At 64.1% G+C, this 26,424-nt stretch carries 15 protein-coding genes; 10 read left to right on the top strand and 5 right to left on the bottom strand.

Annotated features, from left to right (window positions below; translation table 11 throughout):
* Positions 1 to 4: 4 nt before the first annotated feature.
* From ACQ4OD_RS07800 to ACQ4OD_RS07790, 3 genes are read left to right on the top strand one after another with little or no spacing between them, the layout of a single operon-like run.
* The gene (locus ACQ4OD_RS07800) at positions 5 to 1,909 is read left to right on the top strand and encodes a sensor histidine kinase (RefSeq protein ID WP_102685431.1); all 1,905 of its coding nucleotides are present in this window, start codon (positions 5 to 7) and stop codon (positions 1,907 to 1,909) included.
* On the top strand, positions 1,906 to 3,234 hold the full coding sequence (locus tag ACQ4OD_RS07795) for a sigma-54-dependent transcriptional regulator (RefSeq protein WP_110701945.1): 1,329 nt from the start codon (positions 1,906 to 1,908) through the stop codon (positions 3,232 to 3,234). Before ACQ4OD_RS07800 ends, ACQ4OD_RS07795 begins: the two co-directional genes overlap by 4 nt.
* Before the next feature lie 27 nt (positions 3,235 to 3,261).
* Entirely contained in the window at positions 3,262 to 3,597 is a 336-nt protein-coding gene (locus ACQ4OD_RS07790; RefSeq protein WP_102685429.1) for a GlpM family protein, read from the top strand.
* A gap of 17 nt (positions 3,598 to 3,614) precedes the next feature.
* Here the strand turns inward: ACQ4OD_RS07790 and ACQ4OD_RS07785 are convergent, their stop codons facing one another.
* The gene (locus ACQ4OD_RS07785) at positions 3,615 to 4,604 is read right to left on the bottom strand and encodes an alpha/beta fold hydrolase (protein ID WP_102685428.1); all 990 of its coding nucleotides are present in this window, start codon (positions 4,602 to 4,604) and stop codon (positions 3,615 to 3,617) included.
* A 197-nt stretch (positions 4,605 to 4,801) separates the two neighbouring features.
* On the opposite strand from ACQ4OD_RS07785, the gene ACQ4OD_RS07780 reads away from it, so the two are divergent.
* Together ACQ4OD_RS07780 and metR are read left to right on the top strand one after the other, a co-directional pair.
* The gene (locus ACQ4OD_RS07780; protein ID WP_430944122.1) at positions 4,802 to 10,192 is read left to right on the top strand and encodes a hypothetical protein; all 5,391 of its coding nucleotides are present in this window, start codon (positions 4,802 to 4,804) and stop codon (positions 10,190 to 10,192) included.
* Between the two features lie 117 nt (positions 10,193 to 10,309).
* The gene (gene metR / locus ACQ4OD_RS07775; protein ID WP_110701935.1) at positions 10,310 to 11,227 is read left to right on the top strand and encodes a transcriptional regulator MetR; all 918 of its coding nucleotides are present in this window, start codon (positions 10,310 to 10,312) and stop codon (positions 11,225 to 11,227) included.
* On the opposite strand, the gene ACQ4OD_RS07770 is transcribed toward metR, so the two are convergent.
* On the bottom strand, positions 11,211 to 11,624 hold the full coding sequence (locus tag ACQ4OD_RS07770) for an NUDIX hydrolase (RefSeq protein ID WP_430944121.1): 414 nt from the start codon (positions 11,622 to 11,624) through the stop codon (positions 11,211 to 11,213). The two genes, metR and ACQ4OD_RS07770, sit on opposite strands and share 17 nt — an antisense overlap.
* A 163-nt stretch (positions 11,625 to 11,787) precedes the next feature.
* Here ACQ4OD_RS07770 and ACQ4OD_RS07765 point away from each other — a divergent pair, with 163 nt between their 5' ends.
* Positions 11,788 to 16,071: an Lhr family helicase gene (locus tag ACQ4OD_RS07765; RefSeq protein WP_430944120.1), complete on the top strand. Its 4,284-nt coding sequence runs from the start codon at positions 11,788 to 11,790 to the stop codon at positions 16,069 to 16,071.
* A 35-nt stretch (positions 16,072 to 16,106) separates the two neighbouring features.
* On the opposite strand, the gene ACQ4OD_RS07760 is transcribed toward ACQ4OD_RS07765, so the two are convergent.
* Positions 16,107 to 16,364, bottom strand: a complete 258-nt coding sequence (locus ACQ4OD_RS07760) for a type B 50S ribosomal protein L31 (protein ID WP_139669243.1) — start codon at positions 16,362 to 16,364, stop codon at positions 16,107 to 16,109.
* Positions 16,365 to 16,545: 181 nt separating this feature from the next.
* On the opposite strand from ACQ4OD_RS07760, the gene ACQ4OD_RS07755 reads away from it, so the two are divergent.
* Positions 16,546 to 18,156 (top strand): FMN-binding glutamate synthase family protein, encoded by a 1,611-nt coding sequence (locus ACQ4OD_RS07755; protein WP_277501765.1) that lies wholly within the window; start codon positions 16,546 to 16,548, stop codon positions 18,154 to 18,156.
* A gap of 57 nt (positions 18,157 to 18,213) precedes the next feature.
* On the opposite strand, the gene ACQ4OD_RS07750 is transcribed toward ACQ4OD_RS07755, so the two are convergent.
* Both ACQ4OD_RS07750 and ACQ4OD_RS07745 read right to left on the bottom strand, forming a co-directional pair.
* Positions 18,214 to 19,710 carry a glycosyltransferase family 39 protein gene (locus ACQ4OD_RS07750; RefSeq protein ID WP_198755493.1) on the bottom strand — a complete coding sequence of 499 codons (1,497 nt, stop codon included), beginning with the start codon at positions 19,708 to 19,710 and terminating at the stop codon, positions 18,214 to 18,216.
* A 317-nt stretch (positions 19,711 to 20,027) separates the two neighbouring features.
* A complete protein-coding gene (locus ACQ4OD_RS07745) occupies positions 20,028 to 21,446 on the bottom strand; it encodes an amino acid permease (protein WP_110701926.1) in 1,419 nt (472 codons plus the stop codon).
* Between the two features lie 426 nt (positions 21,447 to 21,872).
* Here ACQ4OD_RS07745 and ACQ4OD_RS07740 point away from each other — a divergent pair, with 426 nt between their 5' ends.
* The 3 genes from ACQ4OD_RS07740 to ACQ4OD_RS07730 all read left to right on the top strand — a co-directional run bounded on the left by ACQ4OD_RS07740 (position 21,873) and on the right by ACQ4OD_RS07730 (position 26,387).
* Positions 21,873 to 24,992 (top strand): biosynthetic peptidoglycan transglycosylase, encoded by a 3,120-nt coding sequence (locus ACQ4OD_RS07740; RefSeq protein WP_139669237.1) that lies wholly within the window; start codon positions 21,873 to 21,875, stop codon positions 24,990 to 24,992.
* Between the two features lie 103 nt (positions 24,993 to 25,095).
* Positions 25,096 to 25,629, top strand: coding sequence for a PadR family transcriptional regulator (locus ACQ4OD_RS07735; protein ID WP_430944119.1), 534 nt, complete (start codon positions 25,096 to 25,098; stop codon positions 25,627 to 25,629).
* On the top strand, positions 25,626 to 26,387 hold the full coding sequence (locus ACQ4OD_RS07730) for a siderophore-interacting protein (RefSeq protein ID WP_430944118.1): 762 nt from the start codon (positions 25,626 to 25,628) through the stop codon (positions 26,385 to 26,387). The genes ACQ4OD_RS07735 and ACQ4OD_RS07730 overlap by 4 nt, the downstream gene beginning before the upstream one ends.
* Positions 26,388 to 26,424 lie beyond the last annotated feature (37 nt).

Here is a 26,424-nt window from a genome sequence, read left to right as displayed (position 1 = left end):
TGTGATGAAATGCGACCCTTCGCTCCTTCGCCCCGCCCAGCCCACCGTGAAAACCCGCCTGATTCGCCAATTGCTCGTCCCCCCCCTGGTCATCCTGTTGATGGTCGGTTTAGGGATGGCTGGCTTCCTGATCAGCGAAAGCAACGGTATCCGCACGCTCAGTGAAAACGGCGAGCGCCAGCTGGAGCTGCATGCGCGCACCGTCGAAAGCGAAATAAGCAAATACACCTACCTGCCCAGCCTGCTCGAGCTGGAAGACAGTGTCTCGCGCCTGCTCACCGACCCCGATGCCGGTGACCGCCAGGCCGTCAACGAATACCTCGAAGGTCTGAACCGGCGCAGCCGCAGCCGGGCGATCTTCGTCCTCGATACCAATGGCCGGGTCCAGGCCACCAGCAACTGGCGCGACGCCGACTCTTTCCTCGGCGAGGACCTGGCATTCCGCGCCTACTTCCAGGTCGCCGTGCGCGGCGAACCCGGGCGGTTCTACGGTATCGGCAGCACCACCGGCGAGGCCGGCTACTACCTGGCCCACGGTCTGGAGGAACACGGCAAGATCATCGGCGTGGCCGTGATCAAGGTGCGCCTCGACACCCTCGAGGAGCGCTGGCAGCGTGCCCGCCTGGAGGCTTTTGTCAGCGACGAGAACGGCATCATCATCCTTTCCAGCGACCCGTCCCGGCGCTTGAAATCGGTGCGCCCGCTTAACCCACAGATCAAGGAGCGCCTGGCGCGCAGCCTGCAGTACTACTGGTGGCCGCTCAACGAGCTGCAGCCGCTGGCCCGGGAAACCCTCGCCGATGGCGTGGAGAAGCTGACCTTTCCGGCCAACAGCGAGACCGAGCACGGCAAGCAGCGCGACGTCTCCTACCTGGCCCAGACCCGCCGCCTGGCCGACACGCCCTGGCACTTCACCCTGCTCACCCCCCTGCAGGACCTGCGCCGCGAGTCGATGGTGCAGGGCATCCTGGTCGGGGTGGCTTTCGCCCTGCTGGCGATCCTGGCCATCGCCTGGAATGAGCGACGCAAGGTGATCGCCACCCGCCTGGCGGCCCGCGAGGCACTGGAAGAGGCCAACAGCCAGCTGGAGCGCAAGATCACCGAGCGCACTGCCGACCTGCGCGCCAGCAACGAACGCCTCAAGGGCCAGATCCGTGAGCGCCGCCATGCCGAACAGACCTTGCGCCACGCCCAGGACGAGCTGGTCCAGGCCGGCAAGCTGGCGGCCATCGGCCAGATGTCCACCAGCATCGCCCACGAACTCAACCAGCCGCTGGCGGCGTTGCGCACCCTGTCCGGCAACACGGTACGCTTCCTCGAGCGTGGCGCGCTGGAAACCGCCAGCACCAACCTGCGCACCATGAACGACCTGATCGATCGCATGGGCCGCATCACCGCGAGCCTGCGCTCGTTCGCCCGACGCGGCGACGACAGCGGCCAGGCGTCTCTGGAAAAGGCCGTGGAAGCCACGTTGCAAGTGCTGGCCAACCGCATCAGTGCCTGCCACCTGCAACTGCACCGCCAGTTCGACGACCCGCTGCTGGCCATCGACCAGACCCGCCTGGAACAGATCCTGGTCAACCTGATCGGCAACGCCCTCGACGCCATGGCCACCCAGCCCTTGCCGCAACTGTGGCTCGAAGGCGAAACACAGGGCGACAAGTACCGCCTGCGGGTGCTCGACAATGGCCACGGCATCGACGCCGAGGCGCGCAAGCACCTGTTCGAACCCTTCTTCACCACCAAACCGGGCGAGCATGGTCTGGGCCTGGGCCTGACCTTGTCGGCAAGCCTTGCCACCGCGGCCAAGGGTACACTGAGCGTCGAACACCCCAGCGGTGGCGGCACCGCGTTCGTCCTTGCCCTGCCCCTGGTCACGCCCCCTAGCGAATTGGCTGAGCCTCTATGAATCAAGCACCTCTCACCGTCCTGATCGTCGAAGACGACCCGCACGTGCTGCTCGGCTGCCAGCAGGCGCTGGCCCTGGAAGATATCGCCTGTGAAGGCGTCGGCAGCGCCGAACAGGCCCTCGAGCGCATCGGCGACGACTTCGCCGGCATCGTCGTCAGCGATATCCGCCTGCCGGGCATCGATGGCCTGGAGCTGCTAAACCGCCTCAAGGCCCGCGACCGCAGCCTGCCGGTGGTGCTGATCACCGGCCACGGCGATATCGACATGGCGGTCGGCGCCATGCGCAACGGCGCCTACGATTTCATGGAAAAGCCCTTCTCGCCGGAGCGCCTGGTCGATGTGGTGCGCCGCGCCCTGGAGCAACGCGGGTTGTCCCGCGAGGTGTTCGCGCTGCGCCGCCAGCTGGCCGAACAGAGCAGCCTGGAAGGTCGCATCATCGGCCGCTCGCCGGCCATGGAACATCTGCGCGAGCTGATCGCCAACGTCGGCGATACCTCGGCCAACGTGCTGATCGAAGGTGAAACCGGCACCGGCAAGGAACTGGTCGCCCGTTGCCTGCACGACTTCAGCCGACGCCAGGGCCAACCCTTCGTGGCGTTGAACTGCGGCGGCCTGCCGGAGAACCTGTTTGAAAGCGAGATCTTCGGCCACGAAGCCAACGCCTTCACTGGCGCGGGCAAGCGCCGCATCGGCAAGATCGAGCACGCCAACGGGGGGACGCTGTTCCTCGACGAGGTCGAGAGCATGCCGATCAACCTGCAGATCAAGCTGCTGCGCGTGCTGCAGGAGCGCACCCTGGAGCGCCTGGGCTCGAACCAGAGCATCCCGGTGGACTGCCGGGTGATCGCCGCGACCAAGGCCGACCTCGCCACTCTGGGCCAGAGCGGCCAGTTCCGCAGCGACCTGTACTACCGCCTCAACGTCGTCACCCTCGAGCTGCCACCGCTGCGCGAGCGTCGCGAAGACATCCTGCAGCTGTTCGAACACTTCCTGCAGCAGTCGGCCTTACGCTTCGACCGCGAAGCACCGACCCTCGACAGCCAGACCCTGTCGCAGCTCATGGCCCATGACTGGCCAGGCAACGTGCGCGAGTTGCGCAACGTCGCCGAGCGCCATGCCCTGGGCCTGCCCGCGTTCAAGAAGGGCACCAGTGCTGGCGCCAGCCAGGGACTTGGCTTCGCCGAAGCGGTGGAGGCATTCGAGCGCAACCTGCTCAGCGATGCTCTGCAACGTACAGGCGGCAACCTCAGCCAGGCCAGCCAGGAGCTGGGCATGGCCAAGACCACGCTGTTCGACAAAGTGAAGAAATACGGCCTCGGCTGACCTGCAACCCGAACCTGGAAAGACAACGTGGACTTGGTATTCAAAGCGGGCCTTGGCGCCGGCGTGGTGGTGCTCCTGGCGATTCTGTCGAAAACCCGTAACTACTACATCGCCGGACTGGTGCCGCTGTTCCCCACCTTCGCCCTGATTGCCCACTACATCGTCGGCAAGGGCCGCTCACTGGCGGACCTGAAGACCACCATCCTGTTCGGGATGTGGTCGATCATTCCCTATTTCGTGTACCTGGCCACGCTGTACCTGCTGGTCGAGCGCATGCGCCTGGAGGCCTCGCTGGCCTTGGCCACGGTGGCCTGGCTGGTGGCGGCCACCGTGCTGGTGACCCTGTGGGTGCGGATGCACTGAAGCCATCGTGATTCGCTCTAAAGCCCGGCGATATGCGTATCCTGCCGGTTCGACTGCAGGTAAGGCAGTACCGCCCCCAGCAGCGGCGCCTTGAACGGCTCCTGGAACCGGTGCGCCAGCCCCGGAATCAGCCGCAATTGGCTACCCTGGATGTGCGCCGCCAGATGCACCCCATGCATCACCGGCAACAACGGGTCGGCCGTTCCATGCACCACCAATGTCGGCACCCGCAGTTGGTTGAGCAACTCGACCCTGCTGGGTTCGGCGAGGATCGCCATGATCTGGCGTTTCACACCCTCCGGATTGAACGCCCGGTCATAGGCCAAGGCGGCCTGCTCGATCAGGGCAGCGCGGTCATCATGGACCTCGGGGCTGCCTAACGCCGCCAGCAAGTCGGCTTGCTGCTCGATGGCCACCTCACGACTCGGTGCACTGCGCCGCGCCAGCAGTTGTACCAGTGCCGGGGCCGGGGCTGGCAGGCCAACGGCGCCCGAACTGGACATAACCAGTGTCAGGCTGCGTACCCGCTGCGGCGCCATCGCGGCTATATGCTGGGCGATCATGCCGCCCATGCTCACCCCCAGCACGTGAAACTGGCGAACCTCGAGCGCATCCATGAGGCGTACGCCATCATTGGCCATGTCCGACAGGCTGTAGGGTGCAGAAACCGGCAACCCCAGCTTGTAGCGCAGCAATTCGAGGGTCAGGCTCGCCGAAGCCGGCATTTGGTTCCAGCGCGACAGGCCGACATCGCGGTTGTCGTAGCGGATCACCCGAAAGCCCTGGCGACACAAGGCCTCGACCACATCATCCGGCCAGTGGATCAATTGCCCGCCCAGGCCCATCACCAACAGAAGCACAGGATCGCGGGGCGCACCGACACTCTGGTAGACCAGGCTCAACTCACCCAGCTCGGCCCGTTGCACAGGCACATGGACGTCACAACGGCTCTCGGCAAAGCTCGCCGGCACGACCAGTAAAAAGAAGAAAAATAAAAACGCCCGCATGAAAGAAACACCAGAATGCAGATCCCCAATTGAGCGCGAGTCTGATGAATCTCTTGCCAGCGCGCTGCCACAAAACAGTGACAGTTTGATGAATCCCGCCGAATGGCGAGATACGATAATTAACTACGACCCAGCAAGCGCCCCCCTTTCCTTCAATGGCGTTGCCGTATCCGGCAACTCTCAAGAAGGATCGACCGATGCACGAGCTGACACGCCCCCTCCCTCCCTTTGCCCTTAAGCCCCTGCCACTGGACGCCGTGCCGCCGGACGTCCCGGTTGTTCATCGAGCACGTAAAGCGTGCGAAGACCAGCAACGGACATTCGATACACTGCTGCGCCAGGCGCCCGGCGTTCGCCAGATCATTGGCACTTGGTTGAAAGAAACACTGTCCATCGCCCCCGGGCAAGTCGACCTGGTGCTTGAAAGTGCGCAGCAACCACAAAGTATCAATCTCGTTGCGTTGACTGCCTGGGCCCGACATCACGCCACACATCCCACGATTGACCGTTGCGCACGCATCACCGGTAACCTTGGAGCGCTGCCCCGGCCACCCAGCAAATTAGTGGCACATCTGGCAACTCTGAATCTCCCCAGCCTCGTTCGGCAGTGCTGGAGCCGCTACTGGGGGGAACGGGCTGCGGGAACGCCCATGAGTCGAAAGGAACAGGCACGCGCACAGTACCGACGCCATTTCGAGTCCACCGTCGATATCGCGTTCGCCATTGATCCCTCGGCGGCGGCGCTCCGTCCAGTGCTAGGTGCCATGGACAATCCGCAGTGGCTGCGGATCGATCATCGCCAACTGTTTATCGAAACACCCGCCTGCGAGCCAGGAGCGCTGATCTTCAGCATCGAAGGCGAAGCGGCGCTGACTGTCTACTCCCCCGGTAGCAGCGAAACCCTCAGTTACCACGTGTCACGCCAGGCTCTGGAGTCCAAGCTCGGGCATACCACCTACAACGCACTGGACTCGATCGAAAAAGGTTTCGATACCCTCTTCGATAATCTGGAGAGCCGCCTGCTGGCAACGCTCGACCACGACCCCGGCGAAAGCCTTGGCAACGCAGCCACAGCATTGGCGCTGGCTGATCAACTGTATAGCGACTGGCGCCATCCAACGGTTTTCGCCATGCCGTTTGCCCTTGAATCCGCAGAGGACGACGATCCCTGCGACCACTCACTGTTCGAGCTGGCCCCCTTTGGCATTGAGGCACAATGGTCAAGGCGCGTGCAGTTGGTCGCTCTACAACTGGAAAAGTTGGCAGAGCTTTCCCAGCAAGACCTTGAGGAATACCAACGCCAACAAGGTGTTCTGCTCAAGGCGCGTGAGGCCGCCCAGCCCCAGATAGAGGCCATCCTGGCCTCGGCGAAATGGCACTCCGACGCTCGCCCGGTCACAGTCCCACCCGCTTTGTTGGCGGCTCACGGCCAAGCCCTGCTGGCCCATGCCCGATTGAAACGGTTGCTGGGCGAACTGGCGCCTGACGTACTCGCGTTGGTTGAATCACTGTTCAACCCGCAGGACGACAGCGCGCTGACGGCTTCACCCGTATTGCGCTCGGCCCCAAGTGCCCCGTCAGGCAGCCCTCGCGAACAGGTGCTGCACGACGTTGTTGTCATCGCCAGGCGCACGCTCCTGGACACTCCCGATACCCGCCAACCCTTCGCCATTTACTGGCTCGGTGGGCACGGAGGGCTGTTGCAGTGCAACGACCAGGGCGTACTCGCTCGTTATCTGTTCCAACATGGCACAGAGCTGTCGCTTCGCTTCGAGCCTATCGTCGGCGACAGCCTTGCCTACGCACTCGACACGCAACTGACGCATACGCGCCAAGCCTGGCAGACACTGCAGAACGAGAAAGGGCTCGACGCCGCGGCCGCTGAACTACCGCAGGCAAGACAGTCCCTGGGCCAACACCTGCAGGTGTCCTGGCAGGGCACGCGGGAGGCGGCGCTCTCCCACCTGAAAGAGGAGCAACAGCTTACAAGCAGGTTAGGCAGCTCACCCACCGCCTTCGCCAAGATGACCGAAGAGGTGCGCACCTCTTTCAAGACCATGGCCAATGACTACTTGGCAGCCTTGCGCGACAGCCAGGCGCTGATGGATCGCGACCTGCCGGAGCGCGAGGCGTTCTGCCAGAAATGGGTGTCGAAAACCCTGATACAGGATTTCGATGGTTTCGACGGTGGCCGGATGCTTCTGCAACTCCCGCTATCGACAAGCTGGCGCAATCATCCGGTCGTCGGCAGTGGCGCTCCAGGAACACCGACCCGGCCAGTGCTGACCGCAAGCCTTGAGACCGAGGAGGTCACGCTGGAAAGCCTGCTGTTGCAAAACATCGACAGCACCATGCTGGAACGCCTGAATTTCGTCAAACCCAAGCGCGCCGATGGGCAGCCGCCAGGGCAGTCCATCGAGAAAGGCCTCGATCGCAAATACTTGCAAGGCCTGGCACACCGCCTGGACCTCGCTGGGCGCTACGAATCGGCGCTCCATGCCGCATTCAGCGACCCCACTGAGTCGGAATATGCCCATGCCTACCGCCGAGAGTGCCTGATCGCCCCTCACCGTTTGATGCTGAAGTTGCAAAACCTGCTGTATCACCAGCGAGGGGACTTGGATAGCGTCGGTCACGCGATCCTTTGCGTGGCAATCGATGCCGACAGCCGATCGGCCTTCCAGGCCGACGGCCATGACATTCAATTGTTGCCCGCCCAGTTGACGGCTGGCGGCAAGGATACCGACGAGCAATCCACGACACTGTCGGGGGTGACGTTCATCGAGGACCGCGCCAGCAAGGTCACCTTGCTCTATCGTCCCGATCACCCGACCCACGGGCTGCGCCAGTACGACAGTCTCGAACAAGCGCGGCTGGCGCTGTTCGATGAACGCGACGACTACCTCGTCAGCCGGGCACTGAGCGGAAACCCTGGCGCCCATCGCACACGGCTGCGCGAAGCGCGCATTCGCCATTTCGACCGCATGATAGGTGTAGGTACCGCCTGGCCCGCCACCACCTCACTGGCCGCCCACCTGCTCGAGGCCCATCGAGGGCGCCTGGTGATGGAGCATCGCGCGACGTCGCGCTCCAACCTGGACCTGTTCTTCGAGCATTTGGCCGGGCAGAGCGCTGGCGTGCTGATAGGGTTCAAGATCGCCCTGGGGGCGATCCCGTTCCTGGGGCTGCCGATCAGCGCCTACGACGCATTCGTCAGTGCCACCGAGGTGGTGAAAGCGCTTTCCAAAGGCTCGCCCAGTGACGTCCTGCAAGCTATCAACGACTTGATCGTCTCGCTGGTCGATGTCGCAATGGACGCTCTCGGCGTCGGTATTGGCCTCAATACCGCGTCCCTGCGTCGAGCGGCCAGGATGCGTCGTATCCGTGGACAGGGTGAAGGGACCGTACACCTGCGCCAGGATTCATCGCCCCAACGCAGCCTCGACCGCTTCACCGGGCTGGAGTATGAGCAGCCACTGTCGCTGGAGGGACTGCAACCGGCCACCCATGGCAAGTATCGAGGCATCTATCGGCATACCGAAGGAAACTTCATCCTGGTCGGCAAGCAAACCTACAAAGTGAGCTGGGACACGACCGCCCACACCTGGCAGTTGGATGGCAACACCCGCCACAAGTGGAAACGCGCCATTGCTCAAGACGAGCACGGCCAGTGGGATACGCACTTCGCGCTCTATGGTGTACACCGCCAGGGGGCAGGCAGCGGTGGCGGACAAGCCCTTGTGCGTGTCGCCGATACGCTCGAGCCACTCTGGCCCGCGGCGATACGCGAACGCCTGCCACGCTGGTGGCGAGACCACGCCTATCGCCAGCACAACCGTTTGCGCGACAGCATTAGCCGCGACCTAGTGTTACTGCAACCTCGTGCCAACGAGCTCAATCAGCAAATGAAGCGCGCCTTGGAACAACAAGGAAAGCTCGACGCGCCACTGAAGGCTTCGCTGAAAAGCACCCTCGCCGACGCAGAACGCATTCACCGTGATTGCCAGGCATTCCAGCAGGTTGCCGCCGGGCGGATTCGCAAAAGGGCGCAAGATCAGGCGAACGACCTGGCCATACTCATTTGCAATGGTCGTCAACGCCTCAGCAGAGAAGCCGGTACCCAACTCACCCTCGCGATGGATGAAGTAGATAATCTCAAGCTACGTCTTCAGCAAAAATCCGACAAACTCGCGACGGACCTCGACGACGAGCAGTTCCTGATCATCGCCCAGCAGTTGTCCTCGCTGAGGGTCAACATGAACCAGGCCCGACTAAACGCACTGGCGGCTGTAGACGATATCCGCGAGCAAGTCACCCATCTACGAACCTGGCGCAAGCAGGTACGACAGGTGGGCGAACATCGGGACATGCTGAACACCATCGACGGCACCCTGAGCGCTTTCACCGATCCTGTCCTGAACTACATGGCTGTCGGCCAACTGACTGCGTTGTTGGTCAAACCGGGCCAGGCCTTGAGCGGCGCCGGCATCCATCTGCAATTGTTGATGAAAGAACCGCGAGCAACACTGGACCGCGCACTGTATGCCCTGCATCAGCTGGGTGAAACAAAAGCCTCCGCCGTACAACGTGTCGCCATCATGACGACGTCGCTACAGCACTCCGAACGTTTTCGTCATCAGTTGAAATATTGGCTCGATAGCTATGCTCCGTGTATCGAACCCGCTGCCGCGCAGCGCCTGGAGACATCATTGACGGCCTATGAAGCGCATTTCAAAGGGCTGCTGCTCAATAAAACCAAGCCAGCGCCGCTGTCCAGCAAGAAAGGTACCCAACAGCCCCGCGTCTTCGAGACCACCGACAACCGCCTGCTGGTCGGTGAGCCAGACCAGCATAGCCCCAACGTGTACCGCATCACCGGGGTCAACGGGCGGACCGAAATCTATCTTCAGGATCGCTCGGGAAAATTCACCCTGACCAACCCGGACACCGCTCCCAGCGTTGGCCGTACCGTATCCCTGAAGGAGCTGCGTACCGAGGCCAGGCGTCAGCTGGACGAACTGCAAGCGTATCGAGGCAAGGTGCAGCAGTACGCCAATCAAGGCATGGAAGGTGCGAGTCTTGACGATCTCATGCAGTTCAAGGCTACCGACCTGGAAAACCTGGCCTCGCGAATCGCTGACCAGGCGAGCGACGACAGCCTGGTGCAACGGTTGCGCGACATGGCACAGGAGTCGACGCGGCATGGCAAGGCACTGCGCGTCAGCTACATCATGGGTACTCACCAACCGAATGGCGGGCAGCTTGATTATTTGCACGAAGCGGGCCTGGTCCGGATCGAGAAGGAGGGCGCACTGGTAGAGCTGCGAAGGACCAGCGAGGGCCGCAGGGACTTCCTGCAGGAGTTCGTGGTACTCGATACCCGTGAAACCCCGCCACGTCCACTGTGGTATGCCCACTTCCATTTCAACAAGGCCAATCCCTCCTTCGACGATTTCGTCAAGGCGCACTTGAAGACCGTCCCTCAACGGCGCCTTGGGCGGGAATGGCAGGACAGCCACGTCGAGCAGATCTGGCGCGGTGAACTGACGCGTGTCATCGCTCGCAAGCACTTCACGGCATTGTTCTGATCGACCGCGAGGGGCCCGGGCCAGGCCCCTCGCGCCATACATCGACAGACACCATCAACATGAGGGAAACTCAACATTTCTGAGCAGTCTGCGCCCGAATATCGTTGGAGTTTCACCGTGCTGGAAATACGTCACTTGAAAACCCTTCACGCCCTGCGCGAAGCTGACAGTCTGGTGGAGGCCGCTGAACGGTTGCACCTGACGCAATCGGCGCTCTCCCACCAGTTCAAGGAACTGGAGGAGCGCCTCGGCCTGCCCCTGTTCGCGCGCAAGACCAAGCCGATCCGCTTCACCAGCGCCGGCCTGCGCCTGCTGCAACTGGCCGACGCCACCCTGCCCCTGCTACGTGGCGCCGAGCGTGATATCGCCCGCCTGGCCGGCGGCACCGCCGGGCGCCTGCACATGGCCATCGAGTGCCACAGCTGCTTCCAGTGGCTGATGCCGACCATCGACCAGTTCCGCGACGCCTGGCCGGAAGTGGAGCTGGACCTGGCCTCGGGCTTTGCTTTCGCCCCGTTGCCGGCCCTGGCCCGTGGCGACCTCGACCTGGTGGTGACGTCCGATCCGGTGGACCTGGCCGGCATCACCTACGTGCCATTGTTCACCTACGAAGCCATGCTCGCCGTGGCCAACCAGCACCCGTTGGCCGGCAAGCCATACATCGTGCCCGAGGACCTGCTCGACCAGACCCTGATCACCTACCCGGTGGAACGCGACCGCCTGGACATCTTCACCCGCTTCCTGGAGCCGGCCGACATCGAGCCGGCCGCGGTGCGCACCTCGGAGCTGACGGTGATGATGATGCAACTGGTGGCCAGCGGTCGTGGCGTATGCGGCATGCCGCACTGGGCCCTGCACGAGTACAGCTCGCGGGGTTATGTGAAGGGCAAGCGACTGGGCGACAAAGGGTTGTTTGCCACGCTTTATGCAGCGGTGCGCACCGACATGCTCGATGCGCCGTACATGCGTGACTTCCTGCTGACCGCCAAGGACACCTCGTTCGCCACCCTCGACGGGGTCAGCGCGGTGCGTTGAGCCCTGCGCGCCACAGCGGCAGGATCAGGTCGCGGGTCAGCGGCGCCAGGTTCAGCGTGTTCGCCTGGTCGAGGGCCAGCCAGATGACCTCTTCGATTTCCGCCGCCGGAGCCACCGCCTCGCGGCACTCGACACGGAACAGTTCGGCCTGGACCTCAAATCCCGGTTCGTTGGCGGCCGGGGCGCTGAAGCGGCCCAGGTGGAGGGCCTGGGCGGGATCGACATGCAACCCCAGTTCCTCGTGCAACTCACGCACCAGCGCCTGCGCCGGCGACTCGCCCGGGTCGATCTTGCCACCCGGCTGCATGAAGGCCAGGGTGTCGCGCTTGCGTACCAGCAGCGTCCGCCCTTGGGGGTCGATGAGCAGGGCGGCGGCGATTCGGATGATCTTGGGCATGCTGGACACTCGGTTTACTGAGGTTGCGCAGGATACCTGACAGGGCCCTGTCGCGGGGCAAGTCGCAGCGGCGAACCGCCGCTCCCACGAGTACTCCACAGGGCCAGAACAGGCAGACGAACGGCCCCTTGTCATTTCTCTGCTTACCCGCCATAACCAACCCATGAACCTGCCCGCACAGCTCCACCCGGTGCTCGACCTGTTCCACCCCGCCGTCGCCACCTGGTTCCGCCAGCGCTTTGCCACGGTCACCGAGGCCCAGGCCGGCGCCTGGCCGCTGATCCATGCCGGCCAGTCGATGCTGCTGGCCGCGCCGACCGGCTCGGGCAAGACCCTCAGCGCCTTCCTCGCGGTGCTCGACGAGTTGTTCCGCCAAGGGTTGGAACACGGCGGCGCGCTACCCGCGCAAACCCAGGTGGTCTATGTGTCGCCGCTCAAGGCGCTGTCCAATGACATTCGCCTCAACCTCGACGCCCCGCTCACGGGCATTGGCCACCAGTTCGCACAGCTCGGTCTCGAGGCCCCGCGCATCACCACCGCCGTGCGCACCGGCGACACGCCCCAGAAAGACCGCGCCGCCATGCGCAAGCTGGCACCGCACATCCTGGTGACCACGCCGGAATCACTGTATGTGCTGATGGGCTCGGCCTCCGGCCGCCAGGGGCTGGCCAGTGTGCACACGGTGATCGTCGACGAGATCCACGCCCTGGCCGGCAACAAGCGTGGCTGCCACCTGGCGCTGACCCTGGAACGCCTGCAAGCCCTCGCTGGCCGACCTTTGAGACGTATCGGCCTGTCGGCGACCCAGCGGCCTGTGGAGCGCGTGGCGCAGTTTCTAGTTGGCCACGAACGGCCCTGCGCCATTGTCGATATCGGCCATGTCCGCAAACGCGACCTGGCTTTGGAAGTGCCGCCCGTGCCACTGGGCGCGGTGATGGCCACCGATGTCTGGAGCCTGGTCCACGACCGCCTCGCGGTCCTCGCCCGCGAGCACCGCACCACGCTGGTGTTCGTCAACACCCGACGCCTGGCCGAGCGCCTGACGCGCCACCTGGGTGAACGCCTGGGCAACGACGCGGTCGCCGCCCATCACGGCAGCCTGGCCAAGGAGCATCGCCTGGCTGCCGAGCAGCGGCTCAAGGCCGGCGAACTGCAGGTGCTGGTGGCCACCGCGTCGTTGGAGCTGGGCATCGATATCGGCGATGTCGACCTGGTCTGCCAGATCGCCTCGCCCGGCTCGATTGCCGCATTCCTGCAGCGGGTCGGACGCTCCGGCCACCAGGTCGAGGGCATCCCCAAAGGCCGCCTGTTCCCCACCTCGCGGGATGACCTGATCGAATGCGTGGCGTTGCTCGACTGCGTGCGCCAGGGCGAGCTGGACGCCCTGCACATTCCTCACGCGCCACTGGACGTGCTGGCCCAGCAGATCGTCGCCGAAGTCAGCAACCAGCCGTGGGCCGAGCGCGCCTTGTTCGACCTGCTGCGCCAGGCCACACCTTATACCGAGCTGGACGAGAGCCATTACCTGGCCTTGCTGCGCATGCTCGCCGAGGGCTACAACGGCCGCCAGGGGGTGCGCAGCGCCTACCTGCACCGCGATGCGGTGAACGGCACCCTGCGTGGGCGTCGCGGCAGCCAGCTGACCGCGCTGACCAGCGGCGGCACCATCCCCGAAACCGCCGACTACACCGTGCTGCTCGAACCCCAGGCGTTGAACATCGGCAGCGTTAACGAGGATTTCGCCGTCGAGAGCATTGCCGGCGATATCTTCCAGCTGGGCAACGCGTCGTACCGCATCCTGCGCGTCGAGCCTGGGCGGGTGCGGGTCGAGGATGCCCACGGCTTGCCGCCGACCATCCCGTTCTGGCTCGGCGAGGCGCCCGGGCGCAGCGACGAGCTGTCCGCCGCGGTGGCCCGGCTGCAGCAGCGCATCGACCAGCAATTGCAGGCCGGCGACGCTCAACAGGTGCTGGCCTGGCTCCAGGCAACTTATGAACTGGACGAAGCCTGCGCCAGCCAACTGCTGGACTACCTCGGCCGCACCTGGCAGGTGCTCGGCGCCCTGCCCTCGCAGCAGACGCTGGTGATGGAGCGCTTTTTCGACGAGTCCGGCGGTACCCAACTGATCATCCACTCACCCTTTGGCAGCCGTATCAACCGCGCCTGGGGGCTGGCCCTGCGCAAGCGCTTCTGCCGCACCTTCAACTTCGAACTGCAGGCGGCGGCCAGCGAGGACGCCATCGTGCTGTCACTGTCCACCAGCCACAGTTTCGACCTGGACGAGGTGTGGCGCTACCTGAACAGCCGCAGTGCCGAAGCGATCCTGATCCAGGCATTGCTCGACGCCCCGCTGTTCGGCGTGCGCTGGCGCTGGAATGCCGCCGTGGCCATGGCCCTGCCGCGTTACGTGGGCGGTCGCAAGGTGGCGCCGCAGATCCAGCGCATGAAAAGCGAGGACCTGGTAGCCTCGGTGTTCCCCGACCAGCTCGCCTGCCTGGAGAACATCGTCGGCGAGCGGCAGATCCCCGATCATCCATTGGTCGAGCAGACCCTCGACGACTGCCTGCACGAGGCCATGGACAGCGAAGGCTGGCTGGCGCTGCTGCGGCGCATGGAGCGCGGAGAAGTAGACCTGCTCAGCCGCGACCTGCCAGCCCCCTCGCCGCTGGCCTCGGCGATTCTCAATGCCCGCCCCTACACCTTCCTCGACGATGCGCCGCTGGAAGAACGGCGCACCCAGGCGGTGCTCAACCGACGCTGGAGCGACGTGCACAACGCCGACGACCTGGGCGCGCTGGACGCCGACGCCATTGCCGCGGTGCGGGCCGAAGCCTGGCCGCGTGCCGGCAACGCCGACGAAATGCATGAGGCGCTGATGAGCCTGGGGGGCGTGACCGAGGACGAAGTAGATGCCAATGACGCCTGGCGCGACCTGTTGCAGCAATTGGCCAAAGCAGGCCGGGCTTGTCAGCTGGATACGGGCGAACACCGTCTGTGGCTGGCCCGCGAGCGCCAGCAGGCCCTGTTGACGCTGTACCCGGATGCTCGCCTGGAACCGGACATGCCGCTATTGCCGGGCTATGACGCCCCCGTCGATAGCGATACCGCCCTCACGGAACTGCTGCGCTGCCGCCTCGATGGCTTTGGCCCGATGACGCTGGAGCAGATCGCGACACCTCTGGCGCTGAAGGCCGGCGACTGCGAACAGGCCCTGGCTCGCCTGGAGGGCCAGGGCCTCGTGATGCGTGGCCATTTCAGCCCCGGCCAGACGCGCCTGCAATGGTGCGAACGGCACCTGCTGGCGCGCATTCATCGCTACACAGTCAAACGCCTGCGCCAGGAGATCGAACCGGTCAGCCTGCAGGACTACCTGCGCTTCCTGTTCGACTGGCAGCACGTGAGCGGCGAAGCCCGCCTGCGTGGGCCGCAGGCGGTGCCCGAGGTGCTCGCCCAGTTGCAAGGCTTTCCCGCCGCCGCCGGGGCCTGGGAAAGCGACCTGCTGCCGGCGCGGATCAAGGACTACAGCCCCCACTGGCTCGATGACGCCTGTCGCAGCGGCCAGTGGGCCTGGAGTCGGCTGGCGGCGACGCTGGCGGCCAGCACCCTGGCCAGCACGCCCCTGGTACTGCTGCCGCGCGAGCACCTGGGGTTGTGGCGCAGCCTCACCCCGGCGCCCGACCTCGAACAGCTGGGCGCCCGCGCGCAGCGAGTCCTGCAAGCCTTGCAGGAGCAAGGCGCGCTGTTCTTCGACGAACTGGTCCATGAAGCCCGCCTGTTGCCCAGCGAGCTAGAGTCGGCGCTGCAGGAACTGGTGGGCTCGGGCCTGGCCAGCGCCGACGGTTTCAGCGGCCTGCGCAGCCTCATCAGCCCGGCGGCCAGGCGCAGGCCCCGCACCAGCCGGCGCGGGCACCCAGCACTGTCGAGCAGCATGGCCCATGCCGGGCGCTGGGCCTTGCTGCGCCGCTCGGCCGCCACGGTCGACAGCGACCAGCGCCTGGAACACGTGGCCCGCAGCCTGCTGCGCCGCTATGGCGTGGTGTGCTGGCGCTTGCTGGAGCGCGAGAGCGATGTGCTGCCCGCGTGGCGCGCACTGCTGCGCTGCTATCAGCGTCTCGAGGCGCGTGGCGAGATCCGCGGGGGGCGCTTCATTGCCGGGTTGGCGGGCGAGCAGTTCGCCTTGCCCGAAGCGGTTGGGTTGCTGCGCCAGGTGCGCAACCGCGCGCTGGGCGGGGAACTGGTGGTGGTCAGCGGCTGCGACCCCCTTAACCTGGTCGGCACACTGCTGCCGGGAACGAAAGTGCCGGCAGTGGCGGGCAATCGGCTGCTGTACCGCGATGGGGTGCCAGTCGCCAGTCGCGTGGCAGGGAAGTACCTGTTTGCGGTCGAAGCATCGGCCAGCGAACAGGACCATTGGCACCAGCTTCTGTTGCGCGATGCAGCAACCTAGGGAGCGGCGGTGTGCGTGCCGCCGCTCCCGCCGGTTCAGCCCTTGGCCTGAAAACCGGCGAAGCGCTTGTTGAACCCGGCCACCCGCCCTTCCACCGTGGTCTTGCGCTGCTGCCCGGTGTACACCGGATGCGAAGCGCTGGACACATCCAGCGCGACGTAGGGGTAGGTCTGGCCATCGCTGTGCACCTGGGTGCGGTTGGTATCCACCGTAGAGCCGATCAGGAAGTACACATCGGCAGCCGTGTCGTGGAACAGCACCGGGCGATAATCGGGATGAATGCCAGCTTTCATGACGCAATCTCCTGTGGAGCACATTAGATACTTTATAACATATCACAATGCGAATGATTTTCGATACCTGAATTTTCATTTTTGTGCCGCCCGGTGCGCTGGCAAAACGCCGCCCAACCGGGCTATGGTCGGCCTTTGCCCAGGCCCCTGAGCCTGACCGAGCCATCCGCAAGGACCCCGTATGAGCCTGTCACTTCTCAGCCGTTACGCCTTCTTCGCCGCCTGCGTGCTGTTCACCTTCGCCAGCCTGCCCTTCCTCGCCCACGACTGGCTGTGGCCGTTCGCCCTGACCACCGGCGTACTGAGCCTGATCGGCGTGTTCGACCTGCTGCAGCAACGCCACGCGGTACGCCGCAACTATCCGATCCTCGGCAATATCCGCTACCTGGTCGAGGGCATCCGCCCGGAGATCCGCCAGTACCTGCTGGAGTCCGACAGCGATGCGCTGCCTTTCTCCCGGGCCCAGCGCTCGCTGGTGTATGCCCGGGCCAAGAACGAGGCCTCGGACAAACCCTTCGGTACCTTGATCGATGTGTACGAGTCGGGCTTCGAGTTCATCGGCCATTCCATGCGCCCCGCGCCGCTGGCCGACCCGGCCGCCTTTCGCGTCGTGGTCGGCGGCCCGCAATGCACCCAGCCGTACTCCGCGTCGATCTTCAACATCTCGGCCATGAGCTTCGGCTCGCTCAGCGCCAACGCCATCCGGGCCCTGAACCAGGGCGCCAAGCTGGGCAACTTCCACCACGACACCGGCGAAGGCAGCATCAGCCCCTACCACCGCGAACACGGCGGCGACCTGGTCTGGGAGCTGGGCAGTGGCTACTTCGGCTGCCGCACCGCGGATGGCCGTTTCGACCCCGAGCGCTTCGCCGCCCAGGCGCAGAGCCCGCAGGTACGGATGATCGAGATCAAGATGAGCCAGGGCGCCAAGCCCGGCCACGGCGGCATCCTGCCCAAGCACAAGGTGACCCAGGAGATCGCCGAGACCCGCGGCATCCTCATGGGCGAGGACTGCATTTCGCCGTCGCGTCACAGCGCCTTTTCCACGCCGGTCGAAATGATGCAGTTCATCGCCCAGTTGCGTGAACTGTCCGGTGGCAAGCCGGTGGGCTTCAAGTTCTGCCTCGGCCACCCGTGGGAGTTCATGGGCATTGCCAAGGCCATGCTGGAAACCGGCATCCTGCCCGACTTCATCGTCGTCGACGGCAAGGAAGGCGGCACCGGCGCCGCCCCGGTGGAGTTCACCGACCATATCGGCGTGCCGCTGCGCGAAGGCCTGCTGTTCGTGCACAACACCCTGGTGGGCCTGAACCTGCGCGACAAGATCAAGCTCGGCGCCAGCGGCAAGATCGTCAGCGCCTTCGACATCGCCAGCGTGCTGGCCATCGGTGCCGACTGGGCCAACTCGGCGCGCGGCTTCATGTTCGCCATCGGCTGCATCCAGTCGCAAAGCTGCCACACCAACAAGTGCCCGACCGGCGTGGCTACCCAGGACACCCTGCGCCAGCGCGCATTGGTGGTGCCGGACAAGGCCCAGCGGGTGTTCAACTTCCATCACAACACCCTGCGCGCCCTGGCCGAAATGCTCGCCGCCGCAGGGCTGGAACACCCCGCGCAACTGGAGGCCAAGCACCTGGTGCGGCGCATCTCGGCTACCGAGATCAAGCTGTTCTCGCAGATGCATGTGTTCCTCAAGCCGGGTGAGTTGCTCACCGGCGAGGTGAACGGGCAGTTCTATTCGCGGATGTGGCAGATGGCACGAGCGGACAGTTTCGAGCCACAAGCGGCCTGAAGCCGGCCACCCGATTTTCAATGGTCTTTCAGCAAAACCACACCACCGACTGGCTGGTCAAGGCACCGTATAAAGCACTGCCTTGAACGAGCCTTCGGTGAACTCATCTACTTTTACCCAGCCATCGGTCGGCATGTCGGGTGTGTACACCGAGGATGGCTCGGTCACCCGCCACAGCCGCTTGTAGCGCTTGGCAAGCACCTGTGGCGTGGCGACGTAGAGTTCATTCGACCGTTGGTAGAACAGCGTCAATGTACCGTAGGTCTTTGCTGCCTGGCCGCTCGTATCGGGTTGAATCTTCGTGTAGAAAAATGCCGGACGGCCGGTGGCATTGTAGTACTCGATCGACAAGTATGACCTCCTGCGATCACCCAGCAGTGCATCCCCCGGTCGCCACTGTTCATTCACGTGCGCCATAACGGTGCCCAGATCACCGCCTGGCTTGGCCTGATAATCGTAAAAAACAGCCAAGCCGACCAGTTCGAGGGACAGGCAAGCGGCGACCGATAGGAGCAACGCCCGCTTTCGCAGAGTGTCCATGGCGATCGCCAGGACAAGCGGTAGTCCCAAGAACGCGAAATATAGATAACGATTGATATACAGCGGCATGCCGTACGAAGCTAGCCAAAGCACGAGTATGGGGACAAAGCAGTAGCTGAGCAGCAGGACGCTCGGCTGGCTTGGTTTCACGACACGTCGTAGTACACGCAATGAAGCCATCGCAATGAAAAGCGCCAGCAATAGGCTCAGAACATCTGAATAGCGGGAGACGACACTTAGTGTAAAAGCTCTCCAGAACGATTGCGCAATACTCATGAGGGAAGTGGGGAAGTTGGCAATCCAACCGACCAGTTCGCGATGCCCCATCTGCTGATACAGCATCGGCAGCCAAGGCAGGTAGATAATGATCATGACCAGGTGCCCGACCCACCATGCGCGAGACAGCACATGCAGCCTGCCGTGCGTGTCTTTGGTCAACGACAGGTAGAGCCAGTTGGCCATCACGCATAAGATCGATAAATAATGGGTATACATGGCGGCAACCATCAACAGACAGTAGGCCATCAAATAGATGATGTTTTGCCTATTGACCCATTGCCAAAGTGTGTACAGGGCCGTCATGAGCAACAGCCCCAGTAACGCATACATCCGCACTTCCTGGCTGTAGCGTATACCGATGGGAAAAAACGCCAGTAACAACCCTGCTATCACTGCGGCTCGCCATGACGCCAACTGTCGCGCCAACAACATGCCGATACCGACGGTGGCAACTCCCGCGCAAACGCTGAAACTGCGCAGCGCCAGGGGAGCATCGCCGAACCCTTGCATCCAGTAATGCAGGATCAGGTAATACAGAGGCGGGTGAACATCCCGGGCGGTGTGAAACAGGATCTGCTCAGGTGGCAAGCGGCTGATTAACGCACTGAATGCTTCATCCAGCCAGATGACGGGCAGCGTGACATGGTGCAGCCGCAACGCTGTGCTGATCAGCAAAATTGCCAGGACCACCAAGGTCCTTGTTCCCGCATCAGGCCAGCGTCGCGAAACGGTCATGCGTCTTCCTTGAACATTATCGGGTACTTGACGAACGCCCGAGGGCGAGCGCGATGCATGCATTGAACGCACACCGGAAGTTGGCAAAAAAGAAAGCGATAGTCCGTGAGGAAAGCTGTCCGGCTGCGAGTCGACCATGCTCTTTCGCATCGCCCCGCTGCTACCTTAGGCCGGGCATGGAAGATCAGCTACTGACAAAAATGCCAGTAGACGGTTGGATCTTGGCCGAATGAATGCCGATGCAAGTGAATCCGTGGTTGCGCCACGATGACTCCACCGCAAAAACAAAGCCCCGGCACTGGCCGGGGCTTCGTTCATCAGGAGGCGGTACTCACCGCACCCTGCGCCTCTTTAGGCGCCAGGCGGAAGGTGTAGTACAGCGCCGTCAGCAGCACCAGGAACGCCGGGCCGATGTACAGGGCCACGCGGGTGTCCGGGAAGTACGCCATCAGGCCCACCACAAGCACCAGGAACGCCAGCGCCAGGTACGAGCTCAGCGGCCACAGCCACATGCGGTACTTCAGCGCATTACGCTCGGCGGTGGTGAGCCCGGCGCGGAACTTCAACTGCGCCAAGAGGATCATCACCCAGGTCCAGATCGCGCCGAAGGTGGCGATGGAGGTCACCCAGACGAACACCTTCTCCGGCACCAGGTAGTTGGCCAGGACACCCAGCAGCAGCGCGGCGATGGACAGCAGCAGCGCATTGCGCGGCACGCCGTTCTTCGACGTGCGGGCGAAGGTGGCCGGGGCCTGGCCGTTCTGCGCCAGGCTGTAGAGCATGCGCCCGGTGCTGAAGATGCCGCCGTTGCACGACGACAGCGCGGCGGTGATCACCACGAAGTTGATGATGCCGGCGGCAGTCTTGATGCCGAGGCGCTCGAAGGTCATCACGAACGGGCTGCCCTGGCTGCCGATCTCGTTCCACGGGTAGATCGACAGGATCACGAACAGCGCGCCCACGTAGAACAGCAGGATGCGCCAGAACACCGAGCCGATGGCCTGGGGGATGGTCTTCTGCGGGTTGCGCGCTTCGCCGGCGGTCAGGCCGATCATCTCCACGCCCAGGTAGGCGAACATCACCATCTGCAGCGACATCAGCACGCCAGTCACGCCGTTGGGCATGAAACCGCCGTTGCTCCACAGGTTGGAGACGCCCATGGCCACACCGTCGTTGCCGAAGCCGAAGGCGATGATGCCGATGCCGCCGAGCACCATGGCGATGATGGTGACGATCTTGATCAGGGCGAACCAGAACTCGAACTCGCCAAACGCCTTGACCGCGATCAGGTTGATCGCGCCCATGCTGCCCAGGGCCATCAACGCCCAGATCCAACGTGGCACATCGGGGAACCAGATGCCCATGTAGATGGCCACCGCGGTGATCTCGGCGACGCAGGTCACCAGCCACAGGAACCAGTAGTTCCAGCCGGTCAGAAAGCCCGCCAGCGGGCCGAGGTAGTCTTGGGCGTAGCGGCTGAACGACCCGGCGACCGGGTTGTGCACGGCCATCTCGCCAAGGGCGCGCATGATCACCAGGATGGCCAGGCCACCGATGATGTAGGAGAGCATGATGGCGGGGCCGGCCATTTCGATGGCCTTGGCCGAACCGAGGAACAGGCCGACGCCGATACAGGCGCCGAGGGCCATCAGACGGATGTGCCGTTCGCCCAGCTCGCGCTTGAGCGGGCCGCCCTGGGCGGACTCGCCTTGGGCAGGGTGGTTGCCGACTGGCATAGCAATACAACCTCATTTTGTTATTGGATTTGACCTTCGTGCAGCACCGGCCCTGCCGATAGACGGGGCGTCGTCTTGCCAGGCGGCCTTGTGGACCGGCCTGTCCACCGGGGCCAAGGGCGCCGACGGGTCGAAGGGGGCGAGCAGTATAGGAAGCCGCTTGCAGGGCTTTTCACTATATACAGCAGGAAATTTGGCGAGAATTCTCGGCCAGATAGCCTTTACCGGAGGGGCATCCTAGCCTCGCTCCGCCCATGCACAGGAATGGGGCAGCTACCTTAGCAACATTGCCGAAGAATGGAAGCCGCACCAAAGGCGCATGTTCATGCGTGATTCCCCGAAGCTTCTTACAAAATTTTCACCAAACTCGGCCACCGTCTAAGCTTCAGACAAGCAACGCGAAAACACCTGGCCGGACTCAAGACTATGGGCGCACTGTGGCAATCGGAACCAACCAGAACGGAAGCACCCAAAGAAGCTCAGGCTGAAGCCCCCTTGTCCAAGACCCCACGTCAGCGCCGTCTGTGGTGGCGCCTGATCCTGCTTATCCTGCTGGTGGCACTGGTGGCGATAGGTATGGCCGCCTACGACGAATTCCAGACCTCGCGCCTGCAGTCCCGTGAATTCAGCCGTCTGGCCGGTACCCTGACCTATGCCCTGGAGCCCGGCCCGAGCGATGCCATCGTCTACCCGGGCGACGGCCCGTTCGACAAACGCCTGGGCTACAGCGCCCTGGGCGAGTTCCTGCCACGGCTGCTCAAGCGCGACTACCTGATCAACCAGCAGGTGCGCTTTTCCCCGGCGTTGATGAACTACGTCGATCACGGCCTGTTCGTGCCATACGTGGAAAAAATCCAGGCCGGCCTGTCGATCACCGACTGCCGCGGCGACATGCTCTACCAGTACAACTACCCGCAGCACCTGTACCCGAACTTCGCAGCGATCCCGCCGGTGATGGTCAACAGCCTGCTGTTCATCGAGAACCGCGACCTGCTCGACCCGAAGGACCCGCAAAACAACCCGGCGGTGGACTGGCCACGCTTCGCCAAGGCGGCCTACAGCCAGATTGCCAAGTACCTGGCCCTGCCCGGCCAGTCGGCCGGTGGCAGCACCCTGGCCACCCAGCTTGAGAAGTATCGCCACTCGCCGGACGGGCTGACCGTCTCCGGCGCCGAGAAGATCCGCCAGATGATCTCCGCCAGCGTGCGCGCCTACCAGGGTGGCCCCGACACCACCGAGGCCCGCGAACGCATCGTGCGCGACTACCTCAACAGCGTGCCGCTGTCGGCGGTCCCTGGCCACGGTGAGGTGCACGGCATGGCCGAAGGCTTGCGGGTGTGGTACGGCGCCGACTTCGATCAGGTCAACCAGGCGCTCACCTCCACGGCCACCGATGACAAGAGCATGGCCGAGCGCGGCCTGGCCCTGCGCCAGGTGCTATCGCTGATGATCGCCCAGCGCCGCCCTTCGCATTACCTGTCCAAGGGCCGCATCGAACTGGCGGAACTGACCGATTCGCACATCCGGGTACTCGCCGCCAACGCTGTCATCGACCGTCCACTGGCCGACGCCGCCCTGGCCAGCAAGGCGGTGTACCGCGACTGGGTGGCCCAACCGACCATCGTGCCGATCATCACCAACAAGGGCATCAGCCTGGCCCGCAACCGCCTCGCGGCGATGCTCAACCGGCCGCTGTACGACCTCGACCGCCTCGACCTGTCGGCCACCAGCACCCTGCAGGCCGACCTGCAGGTGCAGGTCAGCCAGTACCTGAAGAACCTCGCCGACCCGGCGTTCGCCGCACAGCTCGGCCTGATCGGCGAACGCCTGCTGACCAGCAAGACCACCGACCAGGTCAGCTACAGCTTCACCCTGTTCGAACGCACCGCCGACGGCTCGCGGGTGCGGGTGCAGACCGACAGCACCAACCAGCCCTTCGACATCAACGAAGGCAGCAAGCTCGAACTGGGCTCCACCGCCAAGCTGCGGGTGCTTACCACCTACCTGGAAATCGTTGCCGAGCTGCACGACAAGTACGCCGGCAAACCCGCCGCCGAACTGAAGAAAGTCCCGGTGGCCGAACTCGACCGCATCAGCCAGTGGTCACTGGAATGGCTGATGCAGAACGGCAAGAACCAGAGCCTGGACGCCATGCTCGACGCAGCCCTTGAGCGCAAGTACTCAGCCAACACCGGCGAAGCCTTCTTCACCGGTGGCGGCATGCATGTGTTCAACAACTTCCGCAAGGAAGACAACAACCGGAACCCGACCCTAAAGGACGCCCTGCGCGAATCGATCAACCTGCCGTTCATCCGCCTGATGCGCGACATCGTGCGCTACGTCACCTACCAGCAGCCGTTCAACCGCGAACCGCTGCTAAGGGACGACAGCGACCCGCGCCGCCAGGAATACCTGGCGCGTTTCGCCGACCGCGAAGGCTCCAACTACACCATGCGCTTCTGGAAGAAATACCAGCGCAAGACCTCGCAGCAGCGCCTGGACACCTTCCTCGACAGCATGCGCGTGACCCCGCAGCGCCTGGCCGCGGTGCACCGCTACCTGTTCCCCGAGGCCGGCCAGGAAACCTTCAACGCATTCGTCCGCGCCCACAGCAAGGACGACAAGAAGGCCATGGCCAAGCTCACCGATGGCCGTCTGGTGGAGATGTACGAGGCCTATGGCCCGGGCAAGTACGACCTGCCCGACCAGGGCTACATCGCCAAGGTCCACCCGTTGGACCTGTGGCTGCTCGGCTACCTGCTGAAAAACCCGGGCGCCTCGCTCAAGGACGCCCTCAACGCCAGCCGCTTCGAACGCCAGGAGGTCTACAGCTGGCTGTTCAAGAGCCGCCACCAGGGCGCCCGCGACAGCCGCATCCGCACCATGGTCGAGATCGAGGCGTTCACCGACATCCACCAGCGCTGGAAGCGCGTGGGTTATCCGTTCGACCACCTGGTACCGTCGCTGGCCACTGCCATCGGCAGCTCCGGCGACCGGCCGGCCGCCCTCTCCGAACTGGTCGGGATCATCCAGAACGATGGCGTGCGCCTGCCGACCCTGCGCATCGACACCTTGCACTTCGCCCAGAACACCCCGTACGAAACGCAACTGATCAGCGACCCGGACCGCGGTCAGCGGATCTTGCCCGTCGAGGTCGCCCGGGCGCTCAAGGGCGCGATGTCACAAGTGGTCGATGCCGGCACCGCGCGGCGCATCTCCGGCAGCTTCAAACTGCACGACGGCACGCCACTGGTGATGGGCGGCAAGACAGGCACCGGCGACAACCGCATCGAAAGCTTCGGCGCCGGCGGCCGGCTGATCGGCTCGCGCTCGCTGAACCGCACCGCCACCTTCGTGTTCTTCCTCGGCGACAACCACTTCGGCACCCTCACCGCGTTCGTTCCGGGGCGCACGGCCGAGGCCTTCACCTTCACCTCGGCACTGCCGGTGCAGGTGCTCAAGGGCATGGCGCCGATCCTCATGCCGTACCTGGAACCAGGCAACCCAACCGCCTGCAAGGCGCCACAGGTGGCGGGCCAGTCGTGAATCATCAAAAAATTAGATGATAATCATCTGCATTTGAAGGCTTGTCTTAAGATATATCTTGAGTAGTATCTTGCGATATATCTAAACAGACGGAGCCCTCTCCATGCGTGACCATGATCCCTTCGAACGCCGCCCCGGCCGCGCCGAACGTGGCCCACGGGTATTCGCCCCGGGCGACCTGAAACTGCTGATGCTGTCGATGCTGGCCGAGCAACCGGGGCACGGCTACGACCTGATCCGCCAGATCGAGAACCTCTTCGACGGCAGCTACAGCCCCAGCCCCGGAGTGATCTACCCGACCCTCAGCTACCTCGAGGAAGCCGAACTGGTCACCGGCGCCATCCAGGGCAGCAAGCGCCTTTACGCCATCACCGACGCCGGTCGCAGCGCCCTTGCAGAACAGGCCGTCGCCCTCGACGGCATGCGCATGCGCATCGAGGTGAGCAAGCGTGCCTTGCGCGGCCATGACCGCCCCGCAGAAATCCATGAAGCCGTCGGCAACCTGCGCCATGCCCTGCACATGCACAGCGGCCGCTGGAGCGCCGAAGAGATCGAGCGGGTGCGCAACCTGCTCAACGACACCGCCAAGGCCATCGCCTCCGGGCCGGCCATCCCTGTTACGGAGAACACCCCATGAGCGACACCATCCACCGCGTCAACCACGAGATCCGCCAACGCCGCCTCGACGTGCTGCGGGTCACCGACCTGACCCCGCGCATGCGCCGCATCACCCTGGGTGGCGCGGAGCTGGCGGGCTTCGCCAGCGTCGGCAGCGACGACCACATCAAGCTGCTGTTCGCCTGCACGCCCGAAGAACAGCAGGCCATCGACGCCCGCAACCTCGGTCGCGACGGCGGCGCCCGACCGACCATGCGCGAGTACACGCCAAGGCGCATCGACCTGGCGAACCTTGAACTGGATATCGACTTCGTCCTGCATGGCGACGGCCCCGCCTCCACCTGGGCCGCGCAGGCGGCGCCAGGGCAGACCCTGGACATCGCCGGCCCACGCGCCTCGATGGTGGTACCGGACATCTTCGACAGCTACCTGCTGATCGGTGACGAAACCGCAATCCCGGCCATCGCCCGGCGCCTTGAAGAATTGCCGGCGGGGCGCCAGGTGCTGGCGGTGATCCAGATCGAGGATGAGCACGAGCGCCAGGCACTGGCCAGCAAGGCGCAGGTCGAGGTGATCTGGGTGCGCCGGCATGCAGAAGACCTGCTGGAGCAGGTCAAGCGCCTGGCGCTGCCCCAGGGCCGGCTGTATGGCTGGGTGGCGCTGGAGAAGGCACTGACCCGGCAGGCCAAGGCGCTGCTGCTGGAAAAGGGCGTGCAGGAAGACGCCCTCAAGGCTGCCGCCTACTGGCGGGCCGACGGCACTGCCGACGACGAATGACGCCGGCCGGGCCTGTGGCAGCGGGCAAGCCCGTTGC

The sequence above is a fragment of the Pseudomonas sp. WC1 genome (assembly GCF_050586565.1).
Classification (GTDB): Bacteria; Pseudomonadota; Gammaproteobacteria; order Pseudomonadales; family Pseudomonadaceae; genus Aquipseudomonas.
This window is presented reverse-complemented; position numbering and strand designations above follow the sequence as displayed.